Annotated in this window: 33 protein-coding genes; 32 read left to right on the top strand and 1 reads right to left on the bottom strand. The window is 33.0% G+C overall.

The genetic code is table 11. The annotated features are described in order from the left end of the window. From rplW to ABJM36_RS09825, 32 genes are all read left to right on the top strand, one after another. Positions 1 to 291, top strand: coding sequence for a 50S ribosomal protein L23 (gene rplW / locus ABJM36_RS09980; protein WP_290271780.1), 291 nt, complete (start codon positions 1 to 3; stop codon positions 289 to 291). Between the two features lie 10 nt (positions 292 to 301). Continuing rightward, on the top strand, positions 302 to 1,129 hold the full coding sequence (rplB, locus tag ABJM36_RS09975) for a 50S ribosomal protein L2 (RefSeq protein WP_348451303.1): 828 nt from the start codon (positions 302 to 304) through the stop codon (positions 1,127 to 1,129). Between the two features lie 3 nt (positions 1,130 to 1,132). After that, on the top strand, positions 1,133 to 1,411 hold the full coding sequence (rpsS, locus tag ABJM36_RS09970) for a 30S ribosomal protein S19 (RefSeq protein ID WP_034043300.1): 279 nt from the start codon (positions 1,133 to 1,135) through the stop codon (positions 1,409 to 1,411). 6 nt (positions 1,412 to 1,417) lie between these two features. Then, positions 1,418 to 1,825 carry a 50S ribosomal protein L22 gene (rplV, locus tag ABJM36_RS09965; protein ID WP_144115514.1) on the top strand — a complete coding sequence of 136 codons (408 nt, stop codon included), beginning with the start codon at positions 1,418 to 1,420 and terminating at the stop codon, positions 1,823 to 1,825. Positions 1,826 to 1,832: 7 nt separating this feature from the next. Continuing rightward, positions 1,833 to 2,552, top strand: coding sequence for a 30S ribosomal protein S3 (gene rpsC, locus ABJM36_RS09960; protein ID WP_092847748.1), 720 nt, complete (start codon positions 1,833 to 1,835; stop codon positions 2,550 to 2,552). Positions 2,553 to 2,573: 21 nt separating this feature from the next. Next, positions 2,574 to 2,993, top strand: coding sequence for a 50S ribosomal protein L16 (gene rplP, locus ABJM36_RS09955; protein ID WP_092847745.1), 420 nt, complete (start codon positions 2,574 to 2,576; stop codon positions 2,991 to 2,993). A gap of 12 nt (positions 2,994 to 3,005) precedes the next feature. Further along, on the top strand, positions 3,006 to 3,197 hold the full coding sequence (gene rpmC, locus ABJM36_RS09950; RefSeq protein ID WP_034043309.1) for a 50S ribosomal protein L29: 192 nt from the start codon (positions 3,006 to 3,008) through the stop codon (positions 3,195 to 3,197). A gap of 12 nt (positions 3,198 to 3,209) precedes the next feature. Further along, a complete protein-coding gene (rpsQ, locus tag ABJM36_RS09945) occupies positions 3,210 to 3,467 on the top strand; it encodes a 30S ribosomal protein S17 (protein ID WP_019386276.1) in 258 nt (85 codons plus the stop codon). A 2-nt stretch (positions 3,468 to 3,469) separates the two neighbouring features. Continuing rightward, entirely contained in the window at positions 3,470 to 3,838 is a 369-nt protein-coding gene (rplN, locus tag ABJM36_RS09940) for a 50S ribosomal protein L14 (RefSeq protein ID WP_069831953.1), read from the top strand. 15 nt (positions 3,839 to 3,853) lie between these two features. Further along, on the top strand, positions 3,854 to 4,165 hold the full coding sequence (rplX, locus tag ABJM36_RS09935) for a 50S ribosomal protein L24 (RefSeq protein ID WP_092847742.1): 312 nt from the start codon (positions 3,854 to 3,856) through the stop codon (positions 4,163 to 4,165). A gap of 2 nt (positions 4,166 to 4,167) precedes the next feature. Then, on the top strand, positions 4,168 to 4,719 hold the full coding sequence (gene rplE, locus ABJM36_RS09930; RefSeq protein ID WP_348451302.1) for a 50S ribosomal protein L5: 552 nt from the start codon (positions 4,168 to 4,170) through the stop codon (positions 4,717 to 4,719). A gap of 3 nt (positions 4,720 to 4,722) precedes the next feature. After that, on the top strand, positions 4,723 to 4,992 hold the full coding sequence (gene rpsN, locus ABJM36_RS09925) for a 30S ribosomal protein S14 (RefSeq protein WP_040278732.1): 270 nt from the start codon (positions 4,723 to 4,725) through the stop codon (positions 4,990 to 4,992). A gap of 68 nt (positions 4,993 to 5,060) precedes the next feature. After that, positions 5,061 to 5,459 (top strand): 30S ribosomal protein S8, encoded by a 399-nt coding sequence (gene rpsH, locus ABJM36_RS09920; RefSeq protein ID WP_144115518.1) that lies wholly within the window; start codon positions 5,061 to 5,063, stop codon positions 5,457 to 5,459. Between the two features lie 17 nt (positions 5,460 to 5,476). Further along, on the top strand, positions 5,477 to 6,019 hold the full coding sequence (gene rplF, locus ABJM36_RS09915) for a 50S ribosomal protein L6 (RefSeq protein ID WP_348451301.1): 543 nt from the start codon (positions 5,477 to 5,479) through the stop codon (positions 6,017 to 6,019). Positions 6,020 to 6,029: 10 nt separating this feature from the next. Next, positions 6,030 to 6,386, top strand: coding sequence for a 50S ribosomal protein L18 (gene rplR, locus ABJM36_RS09910; RefSeq protein ID WP_348451300.1), 357 nt, complete (start codon positions 6,030 to 6,032; stop codon positions 6,384 to 6,386). Positions 6,387 to 6,392: 6 nt separating this feature from the next. Continuing rightward, a complete protein-coding gene (gene rpsE, locus ABJM36_RS09905) occupies positions 6,393 to 6,917 on the top strand; it encodes a 30S ribosomal protein S5 (RefSeq protein WP_092847729.1) in 525 nt (174 codons plus the stop codon). An 11-nt stretch (positions 6,918 to 6,928) separates the two neighbouring features. Beyond that, positions 6,929 to 7,108 carry a 50S ribosomal protein L30 gene (rpmD, locus tag ABJM36_RS09900; protein ID WP_069831945.1) on the top strand — a complete coding sequence of 60 codons (180 nt, stop codon included), beginning with the start codon at positions 6,929 to 6,931 and terminating at the stop codon, positions 7,106 to 7,108. Positions 7,109 to 7,124: 16 nt separating this feature from the next. Beyond that, positions 7,125 to 7,577: a 50S ribosomal protein L15 gene (gene rplO, locus ABJM36_RS09895; RefSeq protein WP_348451299.1), complete on the top strand. Its 453-nt coding sequence runs from the start codon at positions 7,125 to 7,127 to the stop codon at positions 7,575 to 7,577. Between the two features lie 14 nt (positions 7,578 to 7,591). Further along, complete coding sequence (secY, locus tag ABJM36_RS09890; protein ID WP_348451298.1) at positions 7,592 to 8,947, top strand: preprotein translocase subunit SecY; 1,356 nt, start codon at positions 7,592 to 7,594, stop codon at positions 8,945 to 8,947. 9 nt (positions 8,948 to 8,956) lie between these two features. Beyond that, entirely contained in the window at positions 8,957 to 9,172 is a 216-nt protein-coding gene (infA, locus tag ABJM36_RS09885; protein ID WP_007094967.1) for a translation initiation factor IF-1, read from the top strand. Between the two features lie 4 nt (positions 9,173 to 9,176). Continuing rightward, a complete protein-coding gene (gene ykgO / locus ABJM36_RS09880; protein ID WP_013305171.1) occupies positions 9,177 to 9,293 on the top strand; it encodes a type B 50S ribosomal protein L36 in 117 nt (38 codons plus the stop codon). A gap of 2 nt (positions 9,294 to 9,295) precedes the next feature. Beyond that, entirely contained in the window at positions 9,296 to 9,670 is a 375-nt protein-coding gene (gene rpsM / locus ABJM36_RS09875; RefSeq protein WP_092847720.1) for a 30S ribosomal protein S13, read from the top strand. A gap of 100 nt (positions 9,671 to 9,770) precedes the next feature. After that, entirely contained in the window at positions 9,771 to 10,154 is a 384-nt protein-coding gene (rpsK, locus tag ABJM36_RS09870; protein ID WP_042499157.1) for a 30S ribosomal protein S11, read from the top strand. A gap of 194 nt (positions 10,155 to 10,348) precedes the next feature. Beyond that, positions 10,349 to 10,954 (top strand): 30S ribosomal protein S4, encoded by a 606-nt coding sequence (gene rpsD, locus ABJM36_RS09865; protein WP_348451297.1) that lies wholly within the window; start codon positions 10,349 to 10,351, stop codon positions 10,952 to 10,954. Between the two features lie 96 nt (positions 10,955 to 11,050). After that, positions 11,051 to 12,043: a DNA-directed RNA polymerase subunit alpha gene (locus tag ABJM36_RS09860; RefSeq protein ID WP_348451296.1), complete on the top strand. Its 993-nt coding sequence runs from the start codon at positions 11,051 to 11,053 to the stop codon at positions 12,041 to 12,043. 59 nt (positions 12,044 to 12,102) lie between these two features. Further along, positions 12,103 to 12,573: a 50S ribosomal protein L17 gene (rplQ, locus tag ABJM36_RS09855; RefSeq protein WP_348451295.1), complete on the top strand. Its 471-nt coding sequence runs from the start codon at positions 12,103 to 12,105 to the stop codon at positions 12,571 to 12,573. Between the two features lie 113 nt (positions 12,574 to 12,686). Continuing rightward, positions 12,687 to 13,412: a hypothetical protein gene (locus ABJM36_RS09850; protein WP_348451294.1), complete on the top strand. Its 726-nt coding sequence runs from the start codon at positions 12,687 to 12,689 to the stop codon at positions 13,410 to 13,412. 88 nt (positions 13,413 to 13,500) lie between these two features. After that, entirely contained in the window at positions 13,501 to 14,604 is a 1,104-nt protein-coding gene (gene carA, locus ABJM36_RS09845; protein WP_348451293.1) for a glutamine-hydrolyzing carbamoyl-phosphate synthase small subunit, read from the top strand. A gap of 159 nt (positions 14,605 to 14,763) precedes the next feature. Next, positions 14,764 to 16,056 carry a phosphopyruvate hydratase gene (eno, locus tag ABJM36_RS09840; RefSeq protein WP_348451292.1) on the top strand — a complete coding sequence of 431 codons (1,293 nt, stop codon included), beginning with the start codon at positions 14,764 to 14,766 and terminating at the stop codon, positions 16,054 to 16,056. A gap of 177 nt (positions 16,057 to 16,233) precedes the next feature. After that, on the top strand, positions 16,234 to 17,520 hold the full coding sequence (locus tag ABJM36_RS09835) for a citrate synthase (RefSeq protein ID WP_348451291.1): 1,287 nt from the start codon (positions 16,234 to 16,236) through the stop codon (positions 17,518 to 17,520). Positions 17,521 to 17,670: 150 nt separating this feature from the next. Next, on the top strand, positions 17,671 to 18,585 hold the full coding sequence (locus tag ABJM36_RS09830) for an arginine deiminase family protein (RefSeq protein ID WP_348451290.1): 915 nt from the start codon (positions 17,671 to 17,673) through the stop codon (positions 18,583 to 18,585). Between the two features lie 10 nt (positions 18,586 to 18,595). After that, the gene (locus ABJM36_RS09825) at positions 18,596 to 19,531 is read left to right on the top strand and encodes an arginine deiminase-related protein (RefSeq protein WP_348451289.1); all 936 of its coding nucleotides are present in this window, start codon (positions 18,596 to 18,598) and stop codon (positions 19,529 to 19,531) included. A gap of 13 nt (positions 19,532 to 19,544) precedes the next feature. Here the strand turns inward: ABJM36_RS09825 and ABJM36_RS09820 are convergent, their stop codons facing one another. After that, positions 19,545 to 21,617 carry an ATP-binding protein gene (locus ABJM36_RS09820; RefSeq protein ID WP_348451288.1) on the bottom strand — a complete coding sequence of 691 codons (2,073 nt, stop codon included), beginning with the start codon at positions 21,615 to 21,617 and terminating at the stop codon, positions 19,545 to 19,547. Between the last annotated feature and the right edge of the window lie 180 nt (positions 21,618 to 21,797).

Below are 21,797 nucleotides of genomic sequence, written 5' to 3'. Positions count from 1 at the left end.
ATGAGTATCTTAATTAAACCTATAATCACAGAAAAAGCGACAGCTGATAGCGAGTTAAGAAATTGCTATACTTTTGCAGTGAAGACAAAGGCGAACAAGGTAGAAATCAAAAAAGCGGTTGAGGCTGCTTATGGTGTTTCTGTTGAAAAAGTTCGTACTATAAATGTCCGTCCAGATCGTAGTACCAAGTTTACTAAAACTGGTATTCAACATGGTAAAACAAATGCCGTTAAAAAAGCAATTGTACAACTGGCGGAAGGTGAAATGATTGATTTATACAGTAACATGTAATTAAAGACAGATGTCAGTAAGAAAATTAAAACCAATCACACCAGGACAGCGATTTAGAGTAGTAAACGGTTATGACGCCATTACTACTGATAAGCCGGAAAAGAGTTTACTCGTTCCGAACAAAAGGTCTGGTGGTAGAAACAGTCAAGGAAAAATGACCATGCGCTATATTGGTGGTGGTCATAAAAGAAAGTATCGTATTATTGATTTTAAAAGAGACAAAGCAGGTATACCTGGTGAAGTAGCTTCAATTCAATACGATCCAAACAGAACAGCTTTTATTGCTTTGTTGAATTATCAAGATGGTGAAAAAAGATATATTATTGCTCAAAATGGACTTCAGGTTGGACAAAATGTAGTTTCTGGTAAAGAAGGTGTCGCTCCAGAAATTGGAAATGCAATGCCATTAAGTGAAATCCCTTTAGGAACTATTATTTCTTGTATTGAGTTACGTCCTGGTCAAGGAGCTATTATGGCTCGTAGTGCTGGTGCTTTTGCTCAATTGATGGCAAGAGATGGTAAGTTTGCTACGGTTAAATTGCCTTCAGGTGAAACAAGATTAATTCTTGCAAACTGTATGGCTACAATAGGAGTTGTATCTAATTCGGATCACCAATTATTAGTAGGTGGTAAAGCAGGTAGAACAAGATGGTTAGGAAGAAGACCACGTACTAGACCAGTAGTAATGAATCCAGTTGATCACCCAATGGGTGGTGGTGAAGGTAAATCTTCAGGTGGACATCCTCGTTCTAGAAACGGTATTCCAGCTAAAGGTTACAGAACCCGTTCTAAGACTAAGGCAAGTAATAAATATATTGTAGAACGTAGAAAGAAATAAGACATGGCAAGATCATTAAAAAAAGGACCTTACGTTCATTATAAGTTAGAAAAGAAAGTAGCCGTTAATGTTGAGAATAACAAAAAAACAGTAATCAAAACTTGGTCTCGTGCTAGTATGATTACTCCGGATTTTGTTGGACAAACAATAGCAGTACACAATGGCCGTCAATTTGTTCCAGTATATGTTACTGAAAACATGGTAGGTCATAAATTAGGAGAATTTTCACCAACACGTTCATTCCGTGGACATGCAGGTGCTAAAAATAAAGGTAAAAAGTAGTAAGCTATGGGAAGTCGTAAAAAACAAATGGCAGACGCTATTAAGGAAGCAAAAAAACACGTTGCTTTTGCTAAACTTAATAACTGTCCTACATCACCGAGAAAAATGCGTTTAGTAGCCGATTTAGTAAGAGGTGAAAAAGTAGAACATGCACTTAATATATTAAAATTCAACCAAAAGGAAGCTTCTGGTCGTTTAGAGAAATTGTTATTGTCTGCAATTGCAAACTGGCAAGCTAAAAACGAAGAGGCTAATATTGAAGAGGCTGAATTGATTGTTAAAGAGATTAGAGTGGATGGCGGATCTATGTTAAAAAGATTACGTCCAGCACCTCAAGGTCGTGCACACAGAATTAGAAAACGTTCTAACCATGTAACAATAGTGGTAGGAGCTAATAATAACACACAAGCTTAATAAGAGTATGGGACAAAAGACAAATCCAATCGGAAATCGCTTAGGAATTATCAGAGGATGGGAATCTAACTGGTACGGAGGAAACGATTATGGTGATAAACTTGCCGAAGACGATAAGATTAGAAAATACGTTCACGCGCGTTTATCTAAAGCTAGTGTTAGTAGAGTAATAATCGAAAGAACTTTAAAACTTGTAACCGTTACTATCACTACTGCTAGACCTGGTATTATTATCGGAAAAGGTGGCCAAGAGGTAGACAAGTTAAAAGAGGAGCTTAAGAAAATTACTGGAAAGGAAGTTCAGATTAATATCTTTGAAATTAAAAGACCTGAACTTGATGCGTTTTTAGTAGGATCAAGCATCGCTCGTCAAATTGAAAATAGAATTTCATACAGACGTGCTATTAAGATGGCTATTGCTGCTACAATGCGTATGAATGCTGAAGGAATTAAGATCCAAATTAGTGGTCGTTTAAATGGTGCTGAAATGGCACGTTCTGAACACTACAAAGAAGGACGTATTCCTTTATCAACTTTCAGAGCCGATATTGATTATGCTTTAGTTGAGGCACACACTACTTATGGTAGATTAGGTGTTAAAGTATGGATCATGAAAGGTGAAGTATATGGTAAAAGAGAACTTTCTCCGCTTGTTGGATTATCTAAGAAGCAAGGAAAAGGTGGAGCCGGAAGAGGAGGAAACAAAGGACCTCGTCGTAGAAAGTAATTTTTTATAAATTAAAGAAAAATGTTACAGCCTAAAAGAACAAAATTTCGTAAACAACAAAAAGGACGTATGAAAGGACTCTCTGGTAGAGGTCATCAACTTTCAAACGGTACTTTTGGAATAAAAGCAATGGACGCTACGTTTATTACTGCTCGTCAAATCGAAGCAGCTCGTATTGCCGCCACTCGTTACATGAAAAGAGAAGGTCAACTTTGGATTAAAATATTTCCAGACAAGCCTATTACAAAAAAGCCTCTTGAAGTACGTATGGGTAAAGGTAAAGGTGCTGTCGAATTATGGGTAGCAGTATGTAGACCAGGTCGTGTTTTATTTGAAATTGGTGGTGTGCCATTAGACGTTGCAAAAGAAGCATTACGTTTAGCTGCACAAAAATTACCAGTAAAAACTAAGTTTTTAATCGCTCGCGATTACGAAGCATAATAATTTGAGATGATGAAACAATCAGAAATTAAAGAATTATCTGTAGCTGAGTTACAAGAGAAACTTGGTGAAACAAAAAAGAGTTATTCAGACCTAAAATTGGCTCATGCAATATCTCCTTTAGAAAATCCAATTCAATTACGTTCTATAAGAAGAACTGTAGCTAGAATTGCGACTGAATTAACTAAAAGAGAATTACAATAATTCTGCTGAAAGATGGAAACAAGAAATTTAAGAAAAGAACGTATAGGAGTTGTTACTAGTAACAAAATGCAAAAATCAATAGTTGTTGCAGAGGTTAAAAAAGTAAAGCACCCTATGTATGGTAAGTTCGTGTTGAAAACAAAAAAATATGTTGCACACGACGAGACAAACGATTGTAATATTGGGGATACTGTAAAGATCATGGAAACAAGACCTTTAAGTAAATCTAAATGTTGGAGATTAGTAGAAATCCTAGAAAGAGCTAAATAATTATGTTACAGCAAGAATCAAGAATAAAAGTAGCAGACAATACTGGAGCAAAAGAGGTTTTAGTTATCCGTGTTTTAGGAGGTACTAAAAGAAGATATGCTTCTGTTGGAGACAAAATAGTTGTTTCTGTTAAGGATGCAACTCCTAATGGAAACATTAAGAAAAAAGCAGTTTCTACAGCAGTTGTTGTGCGTACCAAGAAAGAAGTAAGAAGACCAGACGGATCTTATATAAGATTTGATGATAATGCTTGTGTTTTATTAAACCCAACGGGTGAAATGAGAGGAACACGTGTATTTGGTCCTGTTGCTAGAGAGCTTCGTGATAAACAATTCATGAAGATTGTATCATTAGCACCAGAAGTGCTTTAATACATTATAAGTAAGATGACAAAGCTTAAAATAAAAACTGGAGATACTGTAAGAGTTATTGCTGGAGATCATAAAGGATCTGAAGGTAAAGTTCAAAAAGTATTAATAGAAAAGAACAAAGCGATTGTTGAGGGTGTAAACATGGTGAAGAAACATACTAAACCAAGTGCACAAAATCCTCAAGGTGGAATCGTAGAGAAAGAAGCAGCTATTCATATTTCTAACTTATCATTGTTAACTTCAAAAGGAGAAACAACAAGAGTTGGTTATAAGGTAGAAGGCGATAAAAAAGTAAGATTTTCAACAAAATCTAATGAAGTAATATAGTTATGGCATATTCACCAAGACTTAAAGAAGAGTATACTAGCAAAATAATTGCTGCTCTTACAGACGAATTTGGATATAAGAATGTAATGCAAGTTCCTAAACTTACCAAGATAGTAATATCTAAAGGTGTTGGAGCTGCAGTTGCAGACAAAAAGTTAATCGACTACGCGTTAGAAGAGGTAACTACTATATCTGGACAAAAAGCAATCGCTACATTATCTAAAAAGGATGTTGCAACATTTAAATTACGTAAAGGAATGCCAATTGGTGTTAAAGTAACTTTACGTGGTGAAAAAATGTATGAATTTTTAGACCGTTTAGTAACCTCAGCACTTCCACGTGTTAGAGATTTTAACGGTATAAAAGCTACAGGATTTGATGGTAGAGGTAATTACAACTTAGGAATTACTGAACAAATTATATTCCCAGAAATTAATATTGATAAAGTTAATAAAATTTCAGGAATGGATATTACATTTGTAACTACAGCAGATACTGATAAAGAAGCAAAATCATTATTAACTGAATTAGGATTACCTTTTCAAAAAAACTAAGATATGGCTAAAGAATCAATGAAAGCCCGCGAGGTGAAAAGAGCTAAAACAGTAGCTAAATATGCTGAGAAACGTAAAGCTTTAAAAGAAGCTGGAGATTACGAGGCATTACAAAAGTTACCTAAAAATGCATCTCCTATTCGTCAGCATAATAGATGTAAATTAACAGGAAGACCAAAAGGATATATGAGAACTTTTGGTATTTCTCGTGTAACTTTCAGAGAAATGGCCAATCAAGGTCTTATCCCTGGAGTAAGAAAAGCTAGTTGGTAATATTATTTAAATAATCGGGTTTAAGGTTCGAAATAGTTCGAAAACCAAGACCACAAAATCAATTCATTATGTACTCAGATCCAATTGCGGATTATTTGACAAGAATTAGAAACGCAGTGCGTGCTAACCACAGAGTGGTAGAGATCCCTGCTTCTAATCTTAAAAAAGACATCACTAAAATATTATTCGAACAAGGATATATTTTAAGTTACAAATTTGATGATTCTTCAGTACAAGGAACTATTAAAATAGCTCTTAAGTACAACAAAGAAACAAAAGAACCAGTAATTAAAAAACTTCAAAGAATCAGTACTCCAGGTTTACGTAAGTATGCAGGAGCTAATGATTTACCACGTATCTTAAATGGTTTAGGTGTTGCTATTGTTTCAACTTCTCATGGAGTTATGACAGGTAAACAAGCCAAAAGAGATAATGTTGGAGGAGAAATTTTATGTTACGTACACTAATTTAAAGCCAGAAAGAAATGTCAAGAATAGGAAATAATCCAATAGCCATTCCAGAAGGTGTAACAGTAGACGTTAAAGATAACGTAGTAACTGTAAAAGGAAAATTAGGAGAGTTAACTCAAAATTACGATTCTATAGAAATTAAAGTAGAAGAAGGAAATGTATTAGTTACACGTTCTTCTGATACTAAAGACCAAAAAGCAAAACATGGTTTATACAGATCATTAATGCATAATATGGTCGAAGGTGTATCTAAGGGATGGACTAAAGAATTAGAATTGGTTGGTGTAGGTTACAGAGCATCAAACCAAGGACAAAAATTAGATTTAGCCTTAGGATTTTCTCATAATATTATTTTAAATGTTGCTCCAGAAGTAAAAGTGGAGACAGTATCTGAAAAAGGGAAAAATCCACTTATAAAATTAACATCATTCGATAAACAACTTGTTGGTCAAGTAGCTGCGAAGATCCGTGGATTTAGAAAGCCTGAACCTTATAAAGGAAAAGGTGTTAAGTTTGTTGGTGAAGAAATAAGAAGAAAAGCAGGTAAATCAGCTTAATAATTAAGTTATGGCATTGACAAAGAACGAAAGAAGACTAAGAATAAAAAACAGAATCCGTAAGGTTGTTTCTGGTACAGAAACTAGACCAAGATTAGCTGTTTATAGAAGTAATAAAGAAATTTATGCTCAGATAGTTGATGATGTTACTGGTAATACAATCAGTTCGGCATCTTCAAGAGATAAAGACATTAGTACTGCGAAAGCGACTAAATCTGAAGTAGCTAAACTAGTAGGTAAAGCAATTGCCGAAAAAGCTATAAAGGCAGGTATAGAAACTATTGCTTTTGATAGAGGTGGTTATTTATATCACGGTAGAGTAAAATCATTAGCAGAAGGCGCTAGAGAAGCAGGACTTAAATTCTAAGAAATTATGTTTAAAAAATATAAAAGTGCAGAATTAGTAAAACCAGGTGGATTAGATCTTAAAGATCGTTTAGTTGGAGTACAGAGAGTTACTAAGGTAACTAAAGGTGGTAGAGCATTTGGTTTTTCGGCAATCGTTGTGGTTGGTGATGAAGCTGGTGTTGTAGGACAAGGTTTAGGAAAGTCTAAAGACGTTGCTAGTGCAATTGCAAAAGCCGTTGAAGATGCTAAGAAAAACCTAGTTAGAATTCCTATTATAAAAGGAACGTTACCACATGAGCAAAAAGGTAAATACGGTGGAGCTAGAGTAAACATTATTCCTGCTGCCCCTGGTACAGGTGTAATTGCTGGTGGTGCTGTAAGAACAGTTCTTGAGGCAGTTGGTGTACATGATGTATTATCAAAATCTCAAGGTTCTTCAAATCCTCATAATGTAGTAAAAGCAACTTTTGATGCTTTATTACAATTAAGAGATGCGAATGCTATTGCTAGAGATAGAGGTATTACACTTGAACAAGTTTTTAACGCTTAATAAAGACAGAAATGGCAAAGATTAAAGTAAAAAAAGTTAAAAGCGCAATCAATCGTACGCTAAGACAAAAAAGAACTTTAGAAGCTCTTGGTCTTAAAAAGATTGGTCAAGTAAAAGAGCATGAAGCTACACCAAATATTCTTGGTATGGTTGCTAAAGTTTCACATTTAGTTTCTGTTGAAGAAGCTTAAAAATATAAACTGAAAAATGGATTTAAGTAATTTAAAACCTGCACAAGGTTCAGTAAAAACCCAAGGTAAAAGAATAGGTAGAGGACAAGGTTCTGGAAAAGGTGGTACGGCAACTCGTGGTCACAAAGGAGCTAAATCTCGTTCTGGTTATTCTAAGAAACTAGGATTTGAAGGTGGGCAAATGCCTCTTCAAAGACGTGTTCCTAAGTTTGGTTTTACTAATATTAACCGTGTAGAGTATCAAGGTATTAATCTTGATACATTACAACAATTGGTTGATGACAAGAAAATTAAGGATACAGTAGATTTTGAAATTCTATTTTCTAACCGTTTAGCTGGAAAAAATGATCTGGTTAAAATCATGGGAAGAGGAGAATTGAAAGCAAAATTAAAAGTATCTGCTCATAAGTTTACTGCTTCAGCAAAAGCTGCTATTGAAGCTGCAGGAGGAGAAGCTGTAACTATATAAGACTTTTTATAAGTATGAAATTTATAGAATCAATTAAGAATGTTTGGAAAATAGAAGAACTAAGAAACAGAATCATTGTAACGTTGAGCCTGTTATTAGTTTATCGTTTTGGTGCTCAGGTAGTATTACCAGGTATTGATGCTTCTCAATTAGGTGGTTTGGCAGAAAAGACAGACGGTGGTTTGTTAGGTTTGCTTAACGCTTTTACAGGAGGTGCATTTGCAAATGCTTCGGTTTTCGCACTGGGTATTATGCCTTACATCTCTGCTTCTATTGTTGTACAGTTAATGGGAATAGCTATTCCTTATTTGCAAAAACTGCAAAAAGAAGGAGCTAGTGGTCAGAAAAAAATAAATCAAATTACGCGTTGGTTAACAATTGCAATTTGTTTATTACAAGCACCAGGATATTTGGCAAGTTTACCAGCATTAGGAATTCCACAAAGTGCATTCTTATTAGGTACTGGTCCATTATTTTATTTCTCTTCAGTTACTATTTTAGTAACAGGTTGTATATTTGCAATGTGGTTAGGAGAAAAAATAACCGACAAAGGTATTGGTAATGGTATTTCATTATTAATTATGGTTGGTATTATTGCTACTTTACCACAGGCATTTTTACAAAATGCAGCTACAAGATTAGAAGGTGGTGGAAACGGTGGTTTAATGATGGTATTAATTGAATTTGTTATATGGTTTGTTATTATTTTGGCGTCTATTCTTTTAGTAATGGGGGTTAGAAAGATAGCAGTGCAATACGCAAGAAGAACCGCTACTGGTGGTTATGAAAAAAGCGCTATGGCAGGTTCAAGACAATACATTCCTTTGAAGCTTAATGCTTCAGGTGTAATGCCAATTATTTTCGCGCAAGCTATAATGTTTGTACCTAGTTTAATTGGAGGATCATCGTTCTTAAAGGAAACTACAGCAGGAGCTTGGATGCAAACAAACTATTCGGATATGTTTGGTTTTTGGTATAACCTTACCTTTGCTTTATTAATTATAGTATTTACTTATTTTTATACTGCAATTACGGTTCCAACTAACAAAATGGCAGACGACCTAAAACGTAGTGGTGGTTTTATTCCTGGTATTCGTCCAGGATCTGAAACTTCTGAATATTTAGATAAAATAATGTCTCAAATTACCTTACCAGGTTCTATATTTTTAGCACTTATAGCTGTGTTCCCAGCGTTTATTGTTAAACTTATGGGGGTTCAACAAGGATGGGCTTTATTTTTTGGAGGTACATCATTATTAATTATGGTTGGAGTTGCAATTGACACTATGCAACAAATAAATTCTTATTTGTTAAATAGACACTATGATGGTTTGATGAAAACTGGTAAAAATAGAAAAGCAGTAGCTTAATTTTATACTATGGCAAAACAAGCAGCAATAGAACAGGACGGAACAATTATAGAAGCATTATCTAATGCTATGTTTCGTGTTGAATTAGAAAATGGTCACATTGTGACGGCACATATCTCAGGTAAAATGCGTATGCATTATATTAAATTATTACCGGGAGATAAAGTAAAATTAGAAATGAGTCCTTATGATTTAACAAAGGCTCGAATAACTTATAGATACTAATACGATGAAAGTAAGAGCATCAGTTAAAAAAAGAAGCGCAGATTGTAAAATCGTGCGTAGAAAAGGAAGACTTTACGTAATTAACAAAAAGAATCCTAGATTTAAACAAAGACAAGGGTAATTATGGCAAGAATTGCAGGTGTAGACATACCAAAAAACAAAAGAGGAGTTATCTCTTTAACTTATATCTATGGAATAGGTAGAAGTAGAGCAAAAGAAATTTTAGCAGAAGCTAAAGTTGATGAAAGTACAAAAGTTCAAGATTGGACCGACGACCAAATTTCTGGTATTCGTGATGCTGTTGGTACTTTTACTATCGAAGGTGAATTGCGTTCTGAAACTCAATTAAACATTAAGCGATTAATGGATATTGGATGTTACAGAGGTATTCGTCATAGATCTGGTCTTCCTTTAAGAGGGCAACGTACTAAGAACAACTCGAGAACCAGAAAAGGTAGAAGAAAAACTGTTGCTAACAAGAAGAAAGCAACTAAATAATAATTAGTCTTTAGTATTTAGACGTTGGAAGGAATCTGTTTGAAATTATAATAGTTTAGGATTCTAGCGACTATCACTAAAACTAAAAGCTAAAAATAAAATGGCAAAAACAAGCACAAAAAAACGTAAAGTTATTGTTGATGCGGTTGGTGAAGCTCACGTAACAGCTTCATTCAATAACATCATTATTTCACTTACCAACAAAAAAGGAGACGTTATTTCATGGTCTTCTGCTGGTAAAATGGGATTTAGAGGTTCTAAGAAAAACACACCTTATGCTGCTCAATTAGCTGCTGAAGATGCTGCAGGCGTAGCAACAGAAGCAGGATTGAAAAAGGTAAAGGTTTATGTTAAAGGACCGGGAAATGGTAGAGAATCTGCTATTCGTTCTATTCATAATGCAGGAATTGAAGTAACAGAAATCATTGATGTTACACCATTACCTCATAATGGATGTCGTCCTCCTAAAAGAAGAAGAGTTTAATCTAGTTTTAATTAACTAAGATTAAATCAAGCAAATAGAAAAATTAATATCATCTGTATTTCAGATGGTATTAATTTTTTGTGTAAATTTGCAAACTGAAAAAAATAATTAACAAGTATTAACGAGAGATCAACGATTTTCGAAGGATAAGATTAAGACCTTAATTCATAATCACTCTCAAAACAAATTTTAAAATGGCAAGATATACTGGTCCTAAAACTAAAATAGCTCGTAAATTTGGCGAAGCTATATTCGGAGATGATAAATCATTCGAAAAAAGAAATTACCCTCCAGGTCAACATGGGAACAACAGAAGACGTGGAAAAAAATCTGAATATGCTATTCAACTTCAAGAAAAGCAAAAAGCAAAATATACTTATGGTATATTAGAGCGTCAATTTAGAGGTTTATTCAAAAAGGCTAGAGCTGCTCAAGGTATTACTGGTGAGGTTCTTTTGCAACTTTGTGAATCTAGATTAGACAACGTGGTATTCAGAATGGGTGTTGCTCCAACAAGAAGTGGTGCTAGACAATTAGTTTCTCACAGACATATTACAGTTAATGGCGAGTTGGTAAATATTCCTTCTTACCAATTAAAAGCTGGTGATGTTGTTGCAGTAAGAGAAAAATCAAAATCACTTGAAACTATTGAAAGATCTCTTTCAAATTCAAGTAACGTTTATGAATGGATAACTTGGAATTCTGATACAAAACAAGGAACTTATGTTTCTGTTCCTGCAAGAATTCAAATTCCTGAGAACATAAACGAGCAATTCATAGTAGAATTATACTCTAAATAATAAATTAACAATATTGGTATTTGGCCAAAGGGTTTGTAAGTACTTCTTCAAACTTTTAAACCGCGCAACTAAATAACAATTAAAACGAAGAAAAAAATGGCAGTATTTAATTTTCAAAAACCAGATAAGGTAATCATGATTGATTCTACTGATTTCGAAGGTAAATTCGAATTCAGACCTTTAGAACCTGGGTATGGTTTAACAGTAGGTAATGCATTAAGAAGAGTATTATTATCTTCTTTAGAAGGTTTTGCTATCACATCGGTAAGAATAGAAGGTGTTGATCACGAATTTTCTGCAATTGCTGGGGTAGTAGAAGATGTAACAGAAATCATCTTAAACTTAAAGCAAGTTCGTTTTAAAAGACAAATTGAAGATATTGATAATGAATCAATTTCTATTTCAATTTCTGGACAAGACAGAATTATAGCTGGTGATTTTCAAAAGTTTATTTCAGGATTTCAAGTGTTAAATACAGAATTAGTAATCTGTAACCTGGACCCAAAGGTGAACTTTAATATGGAAATTACAATTGAAAAAGGTAGAGGTTATGTGCCTGCAGAAGAAAACAAAAAAGCTTCGGCACCAATAGGTACCATCTTTACAGATTCAATTTATACGCCAATTAAAAATGTAAAGTATAGTATTGAAAACTATCGTGTAGAGCAAAAAACTGATTATGAAAAATTAGTTTTTGAAATTATTACAGATGGTTCTATTACACCACAAGATGCTTTAACAGAAGGAGCTAAAACTTTAATTCACCACTTTATGTTATTCTCAGATGAGCGTATCACTTTAGAGGCTGATGAAATTGCTCAAACTGAAACTTATGATGAAGAATCACTTCACATGCGTCAGTTACTTAAAACTAAGTTAATCGATATGGATTTATCTGTACGTGCACTTAACTGTTTAAAAGCAGCAGAAGTAGATACTTTAGGAGATTTAGTATCATTCAATAAAAATGATTTAATGAAATTCAGAAACTTTGGTAAGAAGTCTTTAACCGAGCTTGAAGAGCTTGTAAATGTTAAAGGATTAAATTTCGGAATGGATTTAAGTAAATATAAATTAGATAAAGATTAATTAATCATATTTTGCTCCTCGAATGACGAGTTTGGTAGCAAGATGATAACACAAAGGTCATGAGACACGGAAAAAAAGTAAACCACTTAGGAAGACAAACTGCACATAGAAAAGCTATGTTAGCTAATATGGCTTGTTCTTTAATTGAGCATAAACGTATTAACACTACTGTAGCTAAAGCAAAAGCATTAAAGCAATTTGTTGAGCCAATGATTACTAAATCAAAGGTTGATACAACACATAACAGACGTATTGTTATGGCTAATCTTAGACAAAAAGAGGCGGTAGCTGAATTGTTTAGAGATGTTGCTGCTAAAATAGGTGATAGACCAGGAGGTTATACTAGAATTATTAAACTAGGAAATCGTTTAGGTGATAATGCTGATATGGCAATGATAGAGCTTGTTGATTACAACGAAATCTATAATGCTGGAAAAGAGAAAAAGAAAACAACTAGAAGAAGTAGAAGAGGTGGTTCTAAACCAGCTGCTGCTCCAGTTGATACTAAAGCATCTAACGAAGAAGAATAGATTAAATGCTATTTCAAGTTAAATATCAGAAAAAGGATAAACTATTAGAGTTTATCCTTTTTTTTTGTTTTTTTTGTAATAAGTATTAGATTACAAATCAAAAAAAAACAGGAATGAAAGGATTATTTTTTATAGTGAGTATATTGTTGTCCATAAGCGCTTTTTCTCAAAGTAGCGAAATTGTATCAGGTGGCACATCAGCCAGCAATATGTATGGAGGTACGCAAGTTAATGCTGGAGCAAATAGTGGGTTTTGGATCAAGTCTGGTTCTGGAAATACCAAGTTAGAAGGGTCTTATTATTTATTTAATACTTGGGCAAATAATGCAGCTTTTTATTTATTAGCTAATGAAGGCTATAAAGTACCAAAGGTTAATTTTAATGTTAGGTTTAACAGGTTTGAAGCTAACATGAGCAATAATGGTTCTAATGATTCTATTTTTGCGTTTGATTCTAAAACTATTAAACAGGTAACTTTAGGCAGCAAACTATTTGTTAAGAAACAAGTGGCGGGAAAAGGAAATAATTATTTCTTAGAAATGATTGAAGAAGGAGAGGGGTTAACCTTGCTAAAATCTTACAATACTTCTATTATTCCTGGTACAGTAAATCCCATGACTCAGCAAAAATTAAAGGCCGATAAAATTGAAATTAACTCTAGTTATTATGTTGAAAGAGATGGTAATCTAGAAGAGGTTAAATTAAAAAAATCGACTGTTCTAAAGTTGATGGCCAATAAAAAAGAGGAAATAAAGGAATTTTTAAAAGATAGTAGTATATCCTTTAAAAAAGATTCTGATATAAAGAAAATATTTAATTATTATAATTCAATAATATAAATGTTAATAATCATTTAAAATATTAAGGATAAACTATTTTAGTTTATCCTTTTTTTTGTGCAATTTTGCAAAACTTTTCAAAAGAATTATGAAATATCAAAAAAGACAAAAAGCCATCGTTCTTCTAGCAGATGGAACTATTTTTTACGGTAAGGCAGTTGGTAATAAACAAGGGACTTCATTTGGAGAAGTATGTTTTAACACAGGTATGACCGGTTATCAAGAAATTTTTACAGACCCTTCTTATTTTGGTCAATTAATGGTGGCTACCAATGCTCATATTGGTAACTATGGTGTTAATGATGAAGAAGTGGAATCTGATTCAATTAAAATTGCGGGACTTATTGTTAAAAATTTCAGTTATGATTACTCTCGTGATGCGGCAGATGGATCATTGGAAGCATTCTTGGAGAAAAACAACTTATTAGCAATCTCGGATGTTGATACTCGTGCTCTGGTTAGCTATATTAGAGATCATGGTGCTATGAATGCTGTAATTTCAACCGAGGTAGATAATATTGAAGGTTTAAAAAAGCAATTAGCGGAAGTACCTAACATGGAAGGCTTAGAGTTAGCCTCTAAGGTGTCTACTAAAGAGCCATATTATTTTGGTGATGAAAATGCAACTTATAAAGTAGCGGCTTTAGATATAGGTATTAAAAAGAACATATTAAGAAATATTGCGAGTAGAGATGCTTACATAAAAGTATTTCCTTATAATGCTAAGTTTGAAGATTTAGAAGCTTTTAATCCAGATGGATATTTTTTATCTAATGGACCAGGTGATCCTGAGCCATTAGTAGAAGCACAACAAGTAGCTAAAGAAATTATTAAGAGAGATTTACCATTATTTGGAATTTGCTTGGGGCACCAAGTAATAGCTCGAGCTAATGGTATTTCAACATATAAAATGCATAATGGACATAGAGGTATTAACCATCCTGTAAAAAACTTAATTTCGGGAAAAGGAGAAATTACTTCCCAAAATCATGGTTTTGCTGTAAATAGGGAGGATGCTGAAGCGAATTCAGATTTAGAGATTACCCACGTACATTTAAATGATGATACTGTGGCAGGTTTAGCCATGAAAAACAAGAAAGTGTTTTCGGTACAGTACCATCCAGAAGCTAGTCCTGGACCGCATGATTCGTCTTATCTTTTCGATCAATTTATCGAGAATTTAAAGAAATAATAAAATTTAAATAACCTCAAAAATGGATTTCTGTTTTTGAGGTTTGTTTTTACTAAAACGTTGTAGATGTTATTTTATTAAATTATTTAAAAACATGTTAAAATAAACAGGATTATAACGTAAATTTGAAGTAATTAAAAGATTTTAAATAAAGCAATTATGAGTATAATAATTAATGTCCACGCAAGACAAATACTAGATTCAAGAGGTAATCCAACTGTTGAAGTAGATGTAGTAACTGAAAATCATATATTAGGAAGAGCTGCTGTACCGTCGGGTGCATCAACTGGAGAACATGAAGCTGTTGAGTTACGTGACGGCGGAAATACGTATATGGGTAAAGGTGTTTTAAAAGCAGTTGATAACGTAAACTCAATTATTGCAGAAGAGTTATTAGGTGTTTCAGTTTTTGAACAAAACCTTATCGATAAAATAATGATTGATTTAGATGGTACGCCAAATAAATCTAAATTAGGAGCTAACGCTATTTTAGGGGTGTCTTTAGCAGTAGCAAAAGCTGCAGCTAATGAGTTAAATATGCCATTATACCGCTACGTAGGTGGTGTTTCAGCTAATACACTTCCTTTACCAATGATGAACATCATTAATGGAGGGTCGCATAGTGATGCGCCAATTGCATTTCAAGAGTTTATGATTATGCCTGTTAAGGCTAAAAATTTCACGCATGCCATGCAAATGGGAACGGAAATTTTCCATAATCTTAAAAAAGTATTGCACGACAGAAACTTAAGTACAGCTGTTGGTGATGAAGGTGGTTTTGCTCCAAATTTAGAAGGAGGAACTGAAGATGCATTAGATACTATTGCAAAAGCGGTTGCTAATGCTGGTTACAAATTTGGTGATGAAGTTAAAATTGCTTTAGATTGTGCTTCTGCTGAATTTTTTGTTGATGGTAAATATGATTACAAGAAGTTTGAAGGCGATTCAGGTGTTGTAAGAACAAGTAAAGAACAAGCTGAATATTTGGCTGAATTGGCATCTAAATATCCTATTGTATCTATTGAAGATGGAATGGATGAAAACGATTGGGAAGGTTGGAAATATTTAACTGAGTTAATTGGTGATAAAGTACAATTAGTTGGTGATGATTTATTTGTAACTAACGTAGAGCGTTTATCAAGAGGTATTAAAGAAGGTATTGCAAATTCTATATTAATTAAAGTAAACCAAATAGGAACTTTAACCGAAACTATTGCGGCTGTAAATATGGCACATAATGCTGGGTATACATCTGTAATGTCTCACCGTTCTGGTGAAACTGAAGATAATACTATTGCAGATTTAGCAGTAGCATTAAATACAGGTCAAATTAAGACAGGTTCTGCATCTCGTAGTGATAGAATGGCTAAGTATAACCAATTACTTCGTATTGAAGAAGAGTTAGGTGAAGTTGCTTATTTTCCACAAGAAAATGCATTTAAAATAAAATAAAAAGAATTTATTTTTTTTAGTAGAAAAGCGATTATTTTTTAATAATCGCTTTTTTTATTCCATCAATTTTAAATATTCTTAAAATGGCGAAATCGTTTTAGATTAATTAAAAAAATAAATAGATATTTCGTAGATTAGCGTTCCGCATAACTAAACATAAAATTATTTAGAAAAAAGATGTCAGATAAAGCTATTCTAGAAATAAAAGGTGAAAAACATGAATTTCCATTAATCACAGGAACAGAAAACGAAGTTGCCATAGATATTACAAAACTTAGAGCGAGCTCTGGAGGAGTAATAACAATTGATCCAGGATATAAAAATACCGGATCTTGCGAAAGTGCAATAACTTTTTTAAATGGTGAAAAAGGAGTTTTAAGATATTGCGGATATTCTATTGAAGAATTAGCAGAAAAGGCTGATTTTTTAGAAGTTGCTTACCTTTTAATTTTTGGTGAACTTCCAACTAAAGAACAAAACGAAAAATTTCATGACGACATAAAAGCTGAAGCTGTTGTGGATGAAGACGTGAAAAAAATTATCGATGCTTTTCCTAAAGCTGCACATCCTATGGGTGTTATCTCTTCTTTAACAAGTGCGTTAACGGCATTTAACCCTTCAACTGTTGATGTGGATTCTGAGGAAGATATGTATAACTCTGTAGTTCGTTTATTAGGTAAATTCCCTGTTTTAGTTGCATGGACATTCAGAAAAAAATCAGGATTACCACTTAACTATGGAGATAATACTATTGGCTATGTTGAAAACATCTTAAAAATGATGTTTAAAAAACCAAATGGTGAGTATGAGCAAAATAAAATTTTAGTTGATGCCTTAGATAAATTGTTAATCCTTCATGCAGATCACGAACAAAACTGTTCTACATCTACAGTAAGAATTGCTGGTTCTTCTCATGTAGGCTTATTTGCTTCTATTTCTGCTGGTATTTCAGCACTTTGGGGACCACTTCACGGTGGTGCTAATCAAGCTGTATTAGAAATGCTTGAAGCGATTAAAGCGGATGATGGAGATACTAAAAAGTACATGGCAAAAGCTAAAGATAAAGCCGATCCGTTCCGTTTAATGGGCTTTGGACACCGTGTTTATAAAAACTTCGATCCTCGTGCAAAAATCATTAAAGTTGCTGCTGATGATGTTTTAGCAGATTTAGGTGTTAAAGATCCTATTCTTGATATTGCAAAAGGTTTAGAAAAAGAAGCTTTAGAAGATCCTTACTTTGTAGATCGTAAATTGTACCCTAATGTCGATTTTTATTCTGGTATTATTTACAGAGCTATGGGTATTCCTACAGATATGTTTACCGTTATGTTTGCCCTAGGTCGTTTACCAGGTTGGATTGCACAATGGAGAGAAATGCGTTTACGTAAAGAGCCTATTGGAAGACCAAGACAGATTTATATTGGAGAAACAGAACGAAAATTTGTTCCTATTGATGAACGATAGGATTTAAAATATTTTATATTATTATTAGGCTTCATGATTTTTTCATGAAGCTTTTTTCTTTTTAAAGGCTTTATTTTAAGAATAATTTAATTTGTCTTTTATTATTCTTAGGTTTAGTATAAATTTGATAATATAAAATTATTGTAAGGCATGATTAAATTAAATATTCAAAATGAGACTTCAAGATTGCGTGCCGTTGTTTTAGGGGTAGCAAATAGTAATGGCCCAATACCTAAAGTAGAGGATTGTTACGACCCAAAAAGTATTGAACATATATTAGCAGGAACCTATCCTACCGAAGCAACTATGATTAAGGAGCTTGATGCCGTGGCCAAAGTATTTGAAAAATATAATGTTAAGGTTTATAGACCTGAAGTAATTAAGGATTGTAATCAAATTTTTGCTAGAGATATTGCTTTTGTTATTGATGATATTTTAATAGAAGCTAATATCCTTCCTCATAGAGAAAAAGAAGTACAAGCAATAGATTATATTTGGAATAAAGTTGCCAACGATAAACGTATTATTTTACCGGAAGAATGCCATGTAGAAGGTGGTGATGTTATGCCTTGGAATGATTATATTTTTATTGGTACTTATTCTGGTGAAGATTATCCCGAGTTAATTACGGCTCGTACCAACACAGATGCTGTTATTGCTATCCAAGAATTATTTCCTGATAAAACTGTTAAATCCTTCGAACTTAGAAAATCTAACACCAATGCCAAAGAAAATGCCTTGCATTTAGATTGCTGTTTTAATCCCTTAGGAAAAGGAAAAGCTATCATTCATAAAAATGGCTTTTTAATTGAAAGGGAGTACGAATGGTTGGTCGATTTTTTTGGTAAAGAAAATGTTTTCGAGATTACTAAAGATGAAATGTACCAAATGTGCAGTAATGTGTTTTCCATTTCTGAAAATGTTATTATATCAGAACAAAACTTCACCAGACTAAACAATTGGTTGAAAGAACAGGGTTTTACTGTTGAGGAGGTTCCCTATGCCGAAATTGGTAAACAAGAAGGGTTATTAAGATGTACAACTATGCCTTTAATTAGGGATTAAACTTATAGAAATGGAACAAACTACAAATACTATTTTAATGATTCGGCCCGTAAATTTTAGAATGAACGAGCAAACTGCGGTTAATAATTATTACCAAGAATCTATTGATGGTGTATTGCCGGAAACGATTAATACTAAAGCTACTAAGGAATTTGATGCTTATGTAGAGAAGTTGAGAGCCATAGGCGTTAATGTTATTGTGGTTAGCGATAATTTAGAGAACGATACCCCAGATTCTATTTTTCCAAATAATTGGGTGTCTTTTCATGAAAATGGCGATGTGGGTTTGTATCCTATGTTTGCCAAAAATAGACGCTTAGAACGTCGTGAAGATATTCTTGAAGCATTAGAAGGCGAAGGATTTGTCATTAATAATGTTGTAGATTATACCAGTGCTGAAGAAGAACAGGTATATTTAGAAGGAACTGGTAGTCTTATATTAGATCGTGTTAACAGAAAGGCATATTGCGCTTTATCTCCGAGAGCCGATGAGGATTTGTTTATTGAGTTTTGTGAAGATTTTGAGTTTTCTCCAGTAGTTTTTACGGCATTCCAAACGGTTAACGGACAACGTAAACCTATCTATCATACCAATGTAATGATGTGTATTGGTGAAACTTTTGCTGTAATTTGTCTAGGTAGTATTGATGATAAAAAAGAACGTAAACAGGTGGTTAAACACCTTAAAGAAGATGGAAAAACTATAATTGATATTTCTGAAAAACAGGTTAGCCAATTTGCTGGAAATATGCTTCAAGTAAAGGCTGCTAATAATGAGTCATATTTAATTATGAGTCAATCGGCTTTTGAGAGTCTTAAGGAAGCTCAAATTAAAACCTTAAAGGAACACACAAAAATATTATTTAGTTCGTTAGAGACTATTGAAACTTGCGGTGGGGGTAGTGCACGATGTATGATGGCCGAAGTATTTTTACCTAAGCACTAGTTTTTTTGAAGGTTTACGAGAAGTGCTTAGCTTTAGGCAATTGCACATAGAACGTACTACCTTCTCCAATAGCGCTTTCAACCCATATTTTGCCATGGTTCAATTCAACAAGTTCTTTACAAATGGAAAGACCTAAACCAGTACCCTTTTCGTTTGCTGTGCCGTTGGTTGTAAAGGTATTGCTCTTAAATAATTTAGTTTGATCTTCTTTTGAAATCCCTATTCCTGTATCGGCAACACTAATTATACAACTTCCGCTACTTATATGATTAGATACGGTTATTGTATCTCCTGCTTTACAAAACTTAATAGCATTCGCTAATAAGTTTTGAATAATAATTTCGAACATACTTCTGTCGGCATAAGCAAAATCTCGTAAAGAAAGATTTATTAATTCTATGCCTTTACCTTCAACACGTTGTTCAACTAATTTTAATTTAGCCTCAAATACCTCTTGAATATCAAACAAAATAGGTTTTGGTTCTAATGATTGCATTTGAGATTTCGACCAGTTTAATAAATTAAACAATAATAAAGATGCATTATTAGCGTTTTCACTTAGTTCTGGAATTAAACTATCAAATTCGTTTTTTGATAGTGTACCTTCTTGTAATAAGTTTATAAAACCATTTATGGAAGAAAGTGAATCTTTTAAATCATGAGAAACAATCGAGAAGAGGCGATCTTTAACGTTATTAATGCTTTCTAGATGTTTTGTTTTCTCAAAAAACTCATCATTTTTAAGATCTAGCTTAATATTTCTTTCTTCTAAATCTTGTATGTATTTAACATGGTTGTTTTGTTTTAAATAAACTAAAACTAACAATACAGAAACAACTAAAATAGCAGCTATTAAACCATAAACGATTAGTTTGTATTTCTTTAAAGTTTTTTCAGTATTTAATATGGTAGTTGTTGCTGCTTGATTATAAACAAAGGTGTCTGCTTCAGGTTCAAACTCGCTTGCGTCTTCCGCTTCGGAAGAATCTTGAGTTCGCGTAAGGATATTGGTGTTAAATTGCTTTTTTAGTAACTTATTGTTTAACTTATAATATTCACTCTGCCATTTAAAAGCTGTATTAAAACGTTTTCTTGTAGAATCTAAAGCGGTCATTAACCTATAATAGTTTAATAGTCCCTCCTTGTTATTTAGGCTTTTTGCAATGGTACCTGCTTGGCTAAGTTGTTTTTCTGCAGTTTTTAAATTTCCTTCTTTTAAATTTAAATCTCCTAAATTATTAAAGGCACATAATAACCCGCTATTATTATTTGTATGGCTATTAATTTCAAGACTTTTTGTTAAATGCATTCTTGCACTATCCAATTCATTTAGCTTAAGATACTCTCGACCAAGTTTAGGAAGTATTTTTCCCAAAACCGAATCATTTGCCGAATTCTCATGATTAAGTATGTCTTTATAATATTTAATAGCTTTATTATGTCTGTTTTTAATAGCGTATAAATCGGCTAATTCGTTTTGGGTACTTATAATATCTTTGTTTTCTTTTAATTTTAGTTGAATTTCTAATGCTTTTTCATAATATTCTATGGCTTTATCGGCTAATTCAATACCCTTATAGGCTTGTGCTAAACTTGTATAAGTTAGGTTTAAATCACTTTCAAGGTGTCTTCTTTCAAGCTCCTTTATTGCGGTTAATGAAAGCTGTAGGCCTTTTTTAAAGTGGCCTCTTTTAATTTCTAACAATCCAATGCTATTGTTTACTTTGGCAACGCTTAGCGTGTCTTGTAAATAACTGAATAGATTTTTAGACTTATTATAACCGCTTATGGCGTTTAAATAATCGTTTTTTTGTGCATAAATCAAAGATTTATAATATATAATTACGGCAATAGCTTTTTGGTAATTTATTTTGTTAGAAAGTTTTTCGCTTTTTAAAATGTATTCGATAGCACGATTATAGTCTTTTTTGTCGTAAAGGGCTTTAATAAGTTTTAATGAAGTTTCAATTTTTAAGGAGTCTTTACTTTGAAAAGCTAAATCCAAAGTAAGACTATCTATATCATTAGTTTGTGAAAAACTAGTGGATACAGATAACATAATAAAAAATGTAATTATTCTCCTCATTTTAACATTGATTACAACGCATATTAAAGCAGTGAAAAATATTCTTAAATTGAGGGAGATAAGAGTGCTTTAACTTGTTGTAATTAGTTGTTTTATTAATAATAATATCCAAATAAATTTGGATTAATAGCATTACTCAACAAAAATTGAAAAAAGGAGATTTAAAATCTAATTTCTGCG

The sequence above is a fragment of the Algibacter sp. genome (assembly GCF_039977455.1).
GTDB lineage: Bacteria > Bacteroidota > Bacteroidia > Flavobacteriales > Flavobacteriaceae > Algibacter_B.
The sequence above is the reverse complement of the archived record's forward strand: the minus strand, read 5'-3'. Positions and strand labels throughout refer to the sequence as shown.

Bases quoted from the DNA above. Each gene is read 5' to 3' on its own strand.
- ABJM36_RS09850 (WP_348451294.1), top strand. From the start codon at position 12,687: ATGAAAGGATTATTTTTTATAGTGAGTATATTGTTGTCCATAAGCGCT.
- infA (WP_007094967.1), top strand. From the start codon at position 8,957: ATGGCAAAACAAGCAGCAATAGAACAGGACGGAACAATTATAGAAGCA.
- rplQ (WP_348451295.1), top strand. From the start codon at position 12,103: ATGAGACACGGAAAAAAAGTAAACCACTTAGGAAGACAAACTGCACAT.
- rplB (WP_348451303.1), top strand. From the start codon at position 302: ATGTCAGTAAGAAAATTAAAACCAATCACACCAGGACAGCGATTTAGA.
- rpsK (WP_042499157.1), top strand. From the start codon at position 9,771: ATGGCAAAAACAAGCACAAAAAAACGTAAAGTTATTGTTGATGCGGTT.
- rplO (WP_348451299.1), top strand. From the start codon at position 7,125: ATGGATTTAAGTAATTTAAAACCTGCACAAGGTTCAGTAAAAACCCAA.
- ABJM36_RS09860 (WP_348451296.1), top strand. From the start codon at position 11,051: ATGGCAGTATTTAATTTTCAAAAACCAGATAAGGTAATCATGATTGAT.
- rpsS (WP_034043300.1), top strand. From the start codon at position 1,133: ATGGCAAGATCATTAAAAAAAGGACCTTACGTTCATTATAAGTTAGAA.
- ABJM36_RS09820 (WP_348451288.1), bottom strand. From the start codon at position 21,617: ATGAGGAGAATAATTACATTTTTTATTATGTTATCTGTATCCACTAGT.
- carA (WP_348451293.1), top strand. From the start codon at position 13,501: ATGAAATATCAAAAAAGACAAAAAGCCATCGTTCTTCTAGCAGATGGA.
- ABJM36_RS09825 (WP_348451289.1), top strand. From the start codon at position 18,596: ATGGAACAAACTACAAATACTATTTTAATGATTCGGCCCGTAAATTTT.
- ABJM36_RS09835 (WP_348451291.1), top strand. From the start codon at position 16,234: ATGTCAGATAAAGCTATTCTAGAAATAAAAGGTGAAAAACATGAATTT.
- rplN (WP_069831953.1), top strand. From the start codon at position 3,470: ATGTTACAGCAAGAATCAAGAATAAAAGTAGCAGACAATACTGGAGCA.
- rpsD (WP_348451297.1), top strand. From the start codon at position 10,349: ATGGCAAGATATACTGGTCCTAAAACTAAAATAGCTCGTAAATTTGGC.
- rpsE (WP_092847729.1), top strand. From the start codon at position 6,393: ATGTTTAAAAAATATAAAAGTGCAGAATTAGTAAAACCAGGTGGATTA.
- rplR (WP_348451300.1), top strand. From the start codon at position 6,030: ATGGCATTGACAAAGAACGAAAGAAGACTAAGAATAAAAAACAGAATC.
- eno (WP_348451292.1), top strand. From the start codon at position 14,764: ATGAGTATAATAATTAATGTCCACGCAAGACAAATACTAGATTCAAGA.
- rpmC (WP_034043309.1), top strand. From the start codon at position 3,006: ATGAAACAATCAGAAATTAAAGAATTATCTGTAGCTGAGTTACAAGAG.
- rplF (WP_348451301.1), top strand. From the start codon at position 5,477: ATGTCAAGAATAGGAAATAATCCAATAGCCATTCCAGAAGGTGTAACA.
- rplW (WP_290271780.1), top strand. From the start codon at position 1: ATGAGTATCTTAATTAAACCTATAATCACAGAAAAAGCGACAGCTGAT.
- rpsQ (WP_019386276.1), top strand. From the start codon at position 3,210: ATGGAAACAAGAAATTTAAGAAAAGAACGTATAGGAGTTGTTACTAGT.
- rpsM (WP_092847720.1), top strand. From the start codon at position 9,296: ATGGCAAGAATTGCAGGTGTAGACATACCAAAAAACAAAAGAGGAGTT.
- rplP (WP_092847745.1), top strand. From the start codon at position 2,574: ATGTTACAGCCTAAAAGAACAAAATTTCGTAAACAACAAAAAGGACGT.
- rpsH (WP_144115518.1), top strand. From the start codon at position 5,061: ATGTACTCAGATCCAATTGCGGATTATTTGACAAGAATTAGAAACGCA.
- secY (WP_348451298.1), top strand. From the start codon at position 7,592: ATGAAATTTATAGAATCAATTAAGAATGTTTGGAAAATAGAAGAACTA.
- rplE (WP_348451302.1), top strand. From the start codon at position 4,168: ATGGCATATTCACCAAGACTTAAAGAAGAGTATACTAGCAAAATAATT.
- rpmD (WP_069831945.1), top strand. From the start codon at position 6,929: ATGGCAAAGATTAAAGTAAAAAAAGTTAAAAGCGCAATCAATCGTACG.
- rpsC (WP_092847748.1), top strand. From the start codon at position 1,833: ATGGGACAAAAGACAAATCCAATCGGAAATCGCTTAGGAATTATCAGA.
- ABJM36_RS09830 (WP_348451290.1), top strand. From the start codon at position 17,671: ATGATTAAATTAAATATTCAAAATGAGACTTCAAGATTGCGTGCCGTT.
- ykgO (WP_013305171.1), top strand. From the start codon at position 9,177: ATGAAAGTAAGAGCATCAGTTAAAAAAAGAAGCGCAGATTGTAAAATC.
- rplV (WP_144115514.1), top strand. From the start codon at position 1,418: ATGGGAAGTCGTAAAAAACAAATGGCAGACGCTATTAAGGAAGCAAAA.
- rpsN (WP_040278732.1), top strand. From the start codon at position 4,723: ATGGCTAAAGAATCAATGAAAGCCCGCGAGGTGAAAAGAGCTAAAACA.
- rplX (WP_092847742.1), top strand. From the start codon at position 3,854: ATGACAAAGCTTAAAATAAAAACTGGAGATACTGTAAGAGTTATTGCT.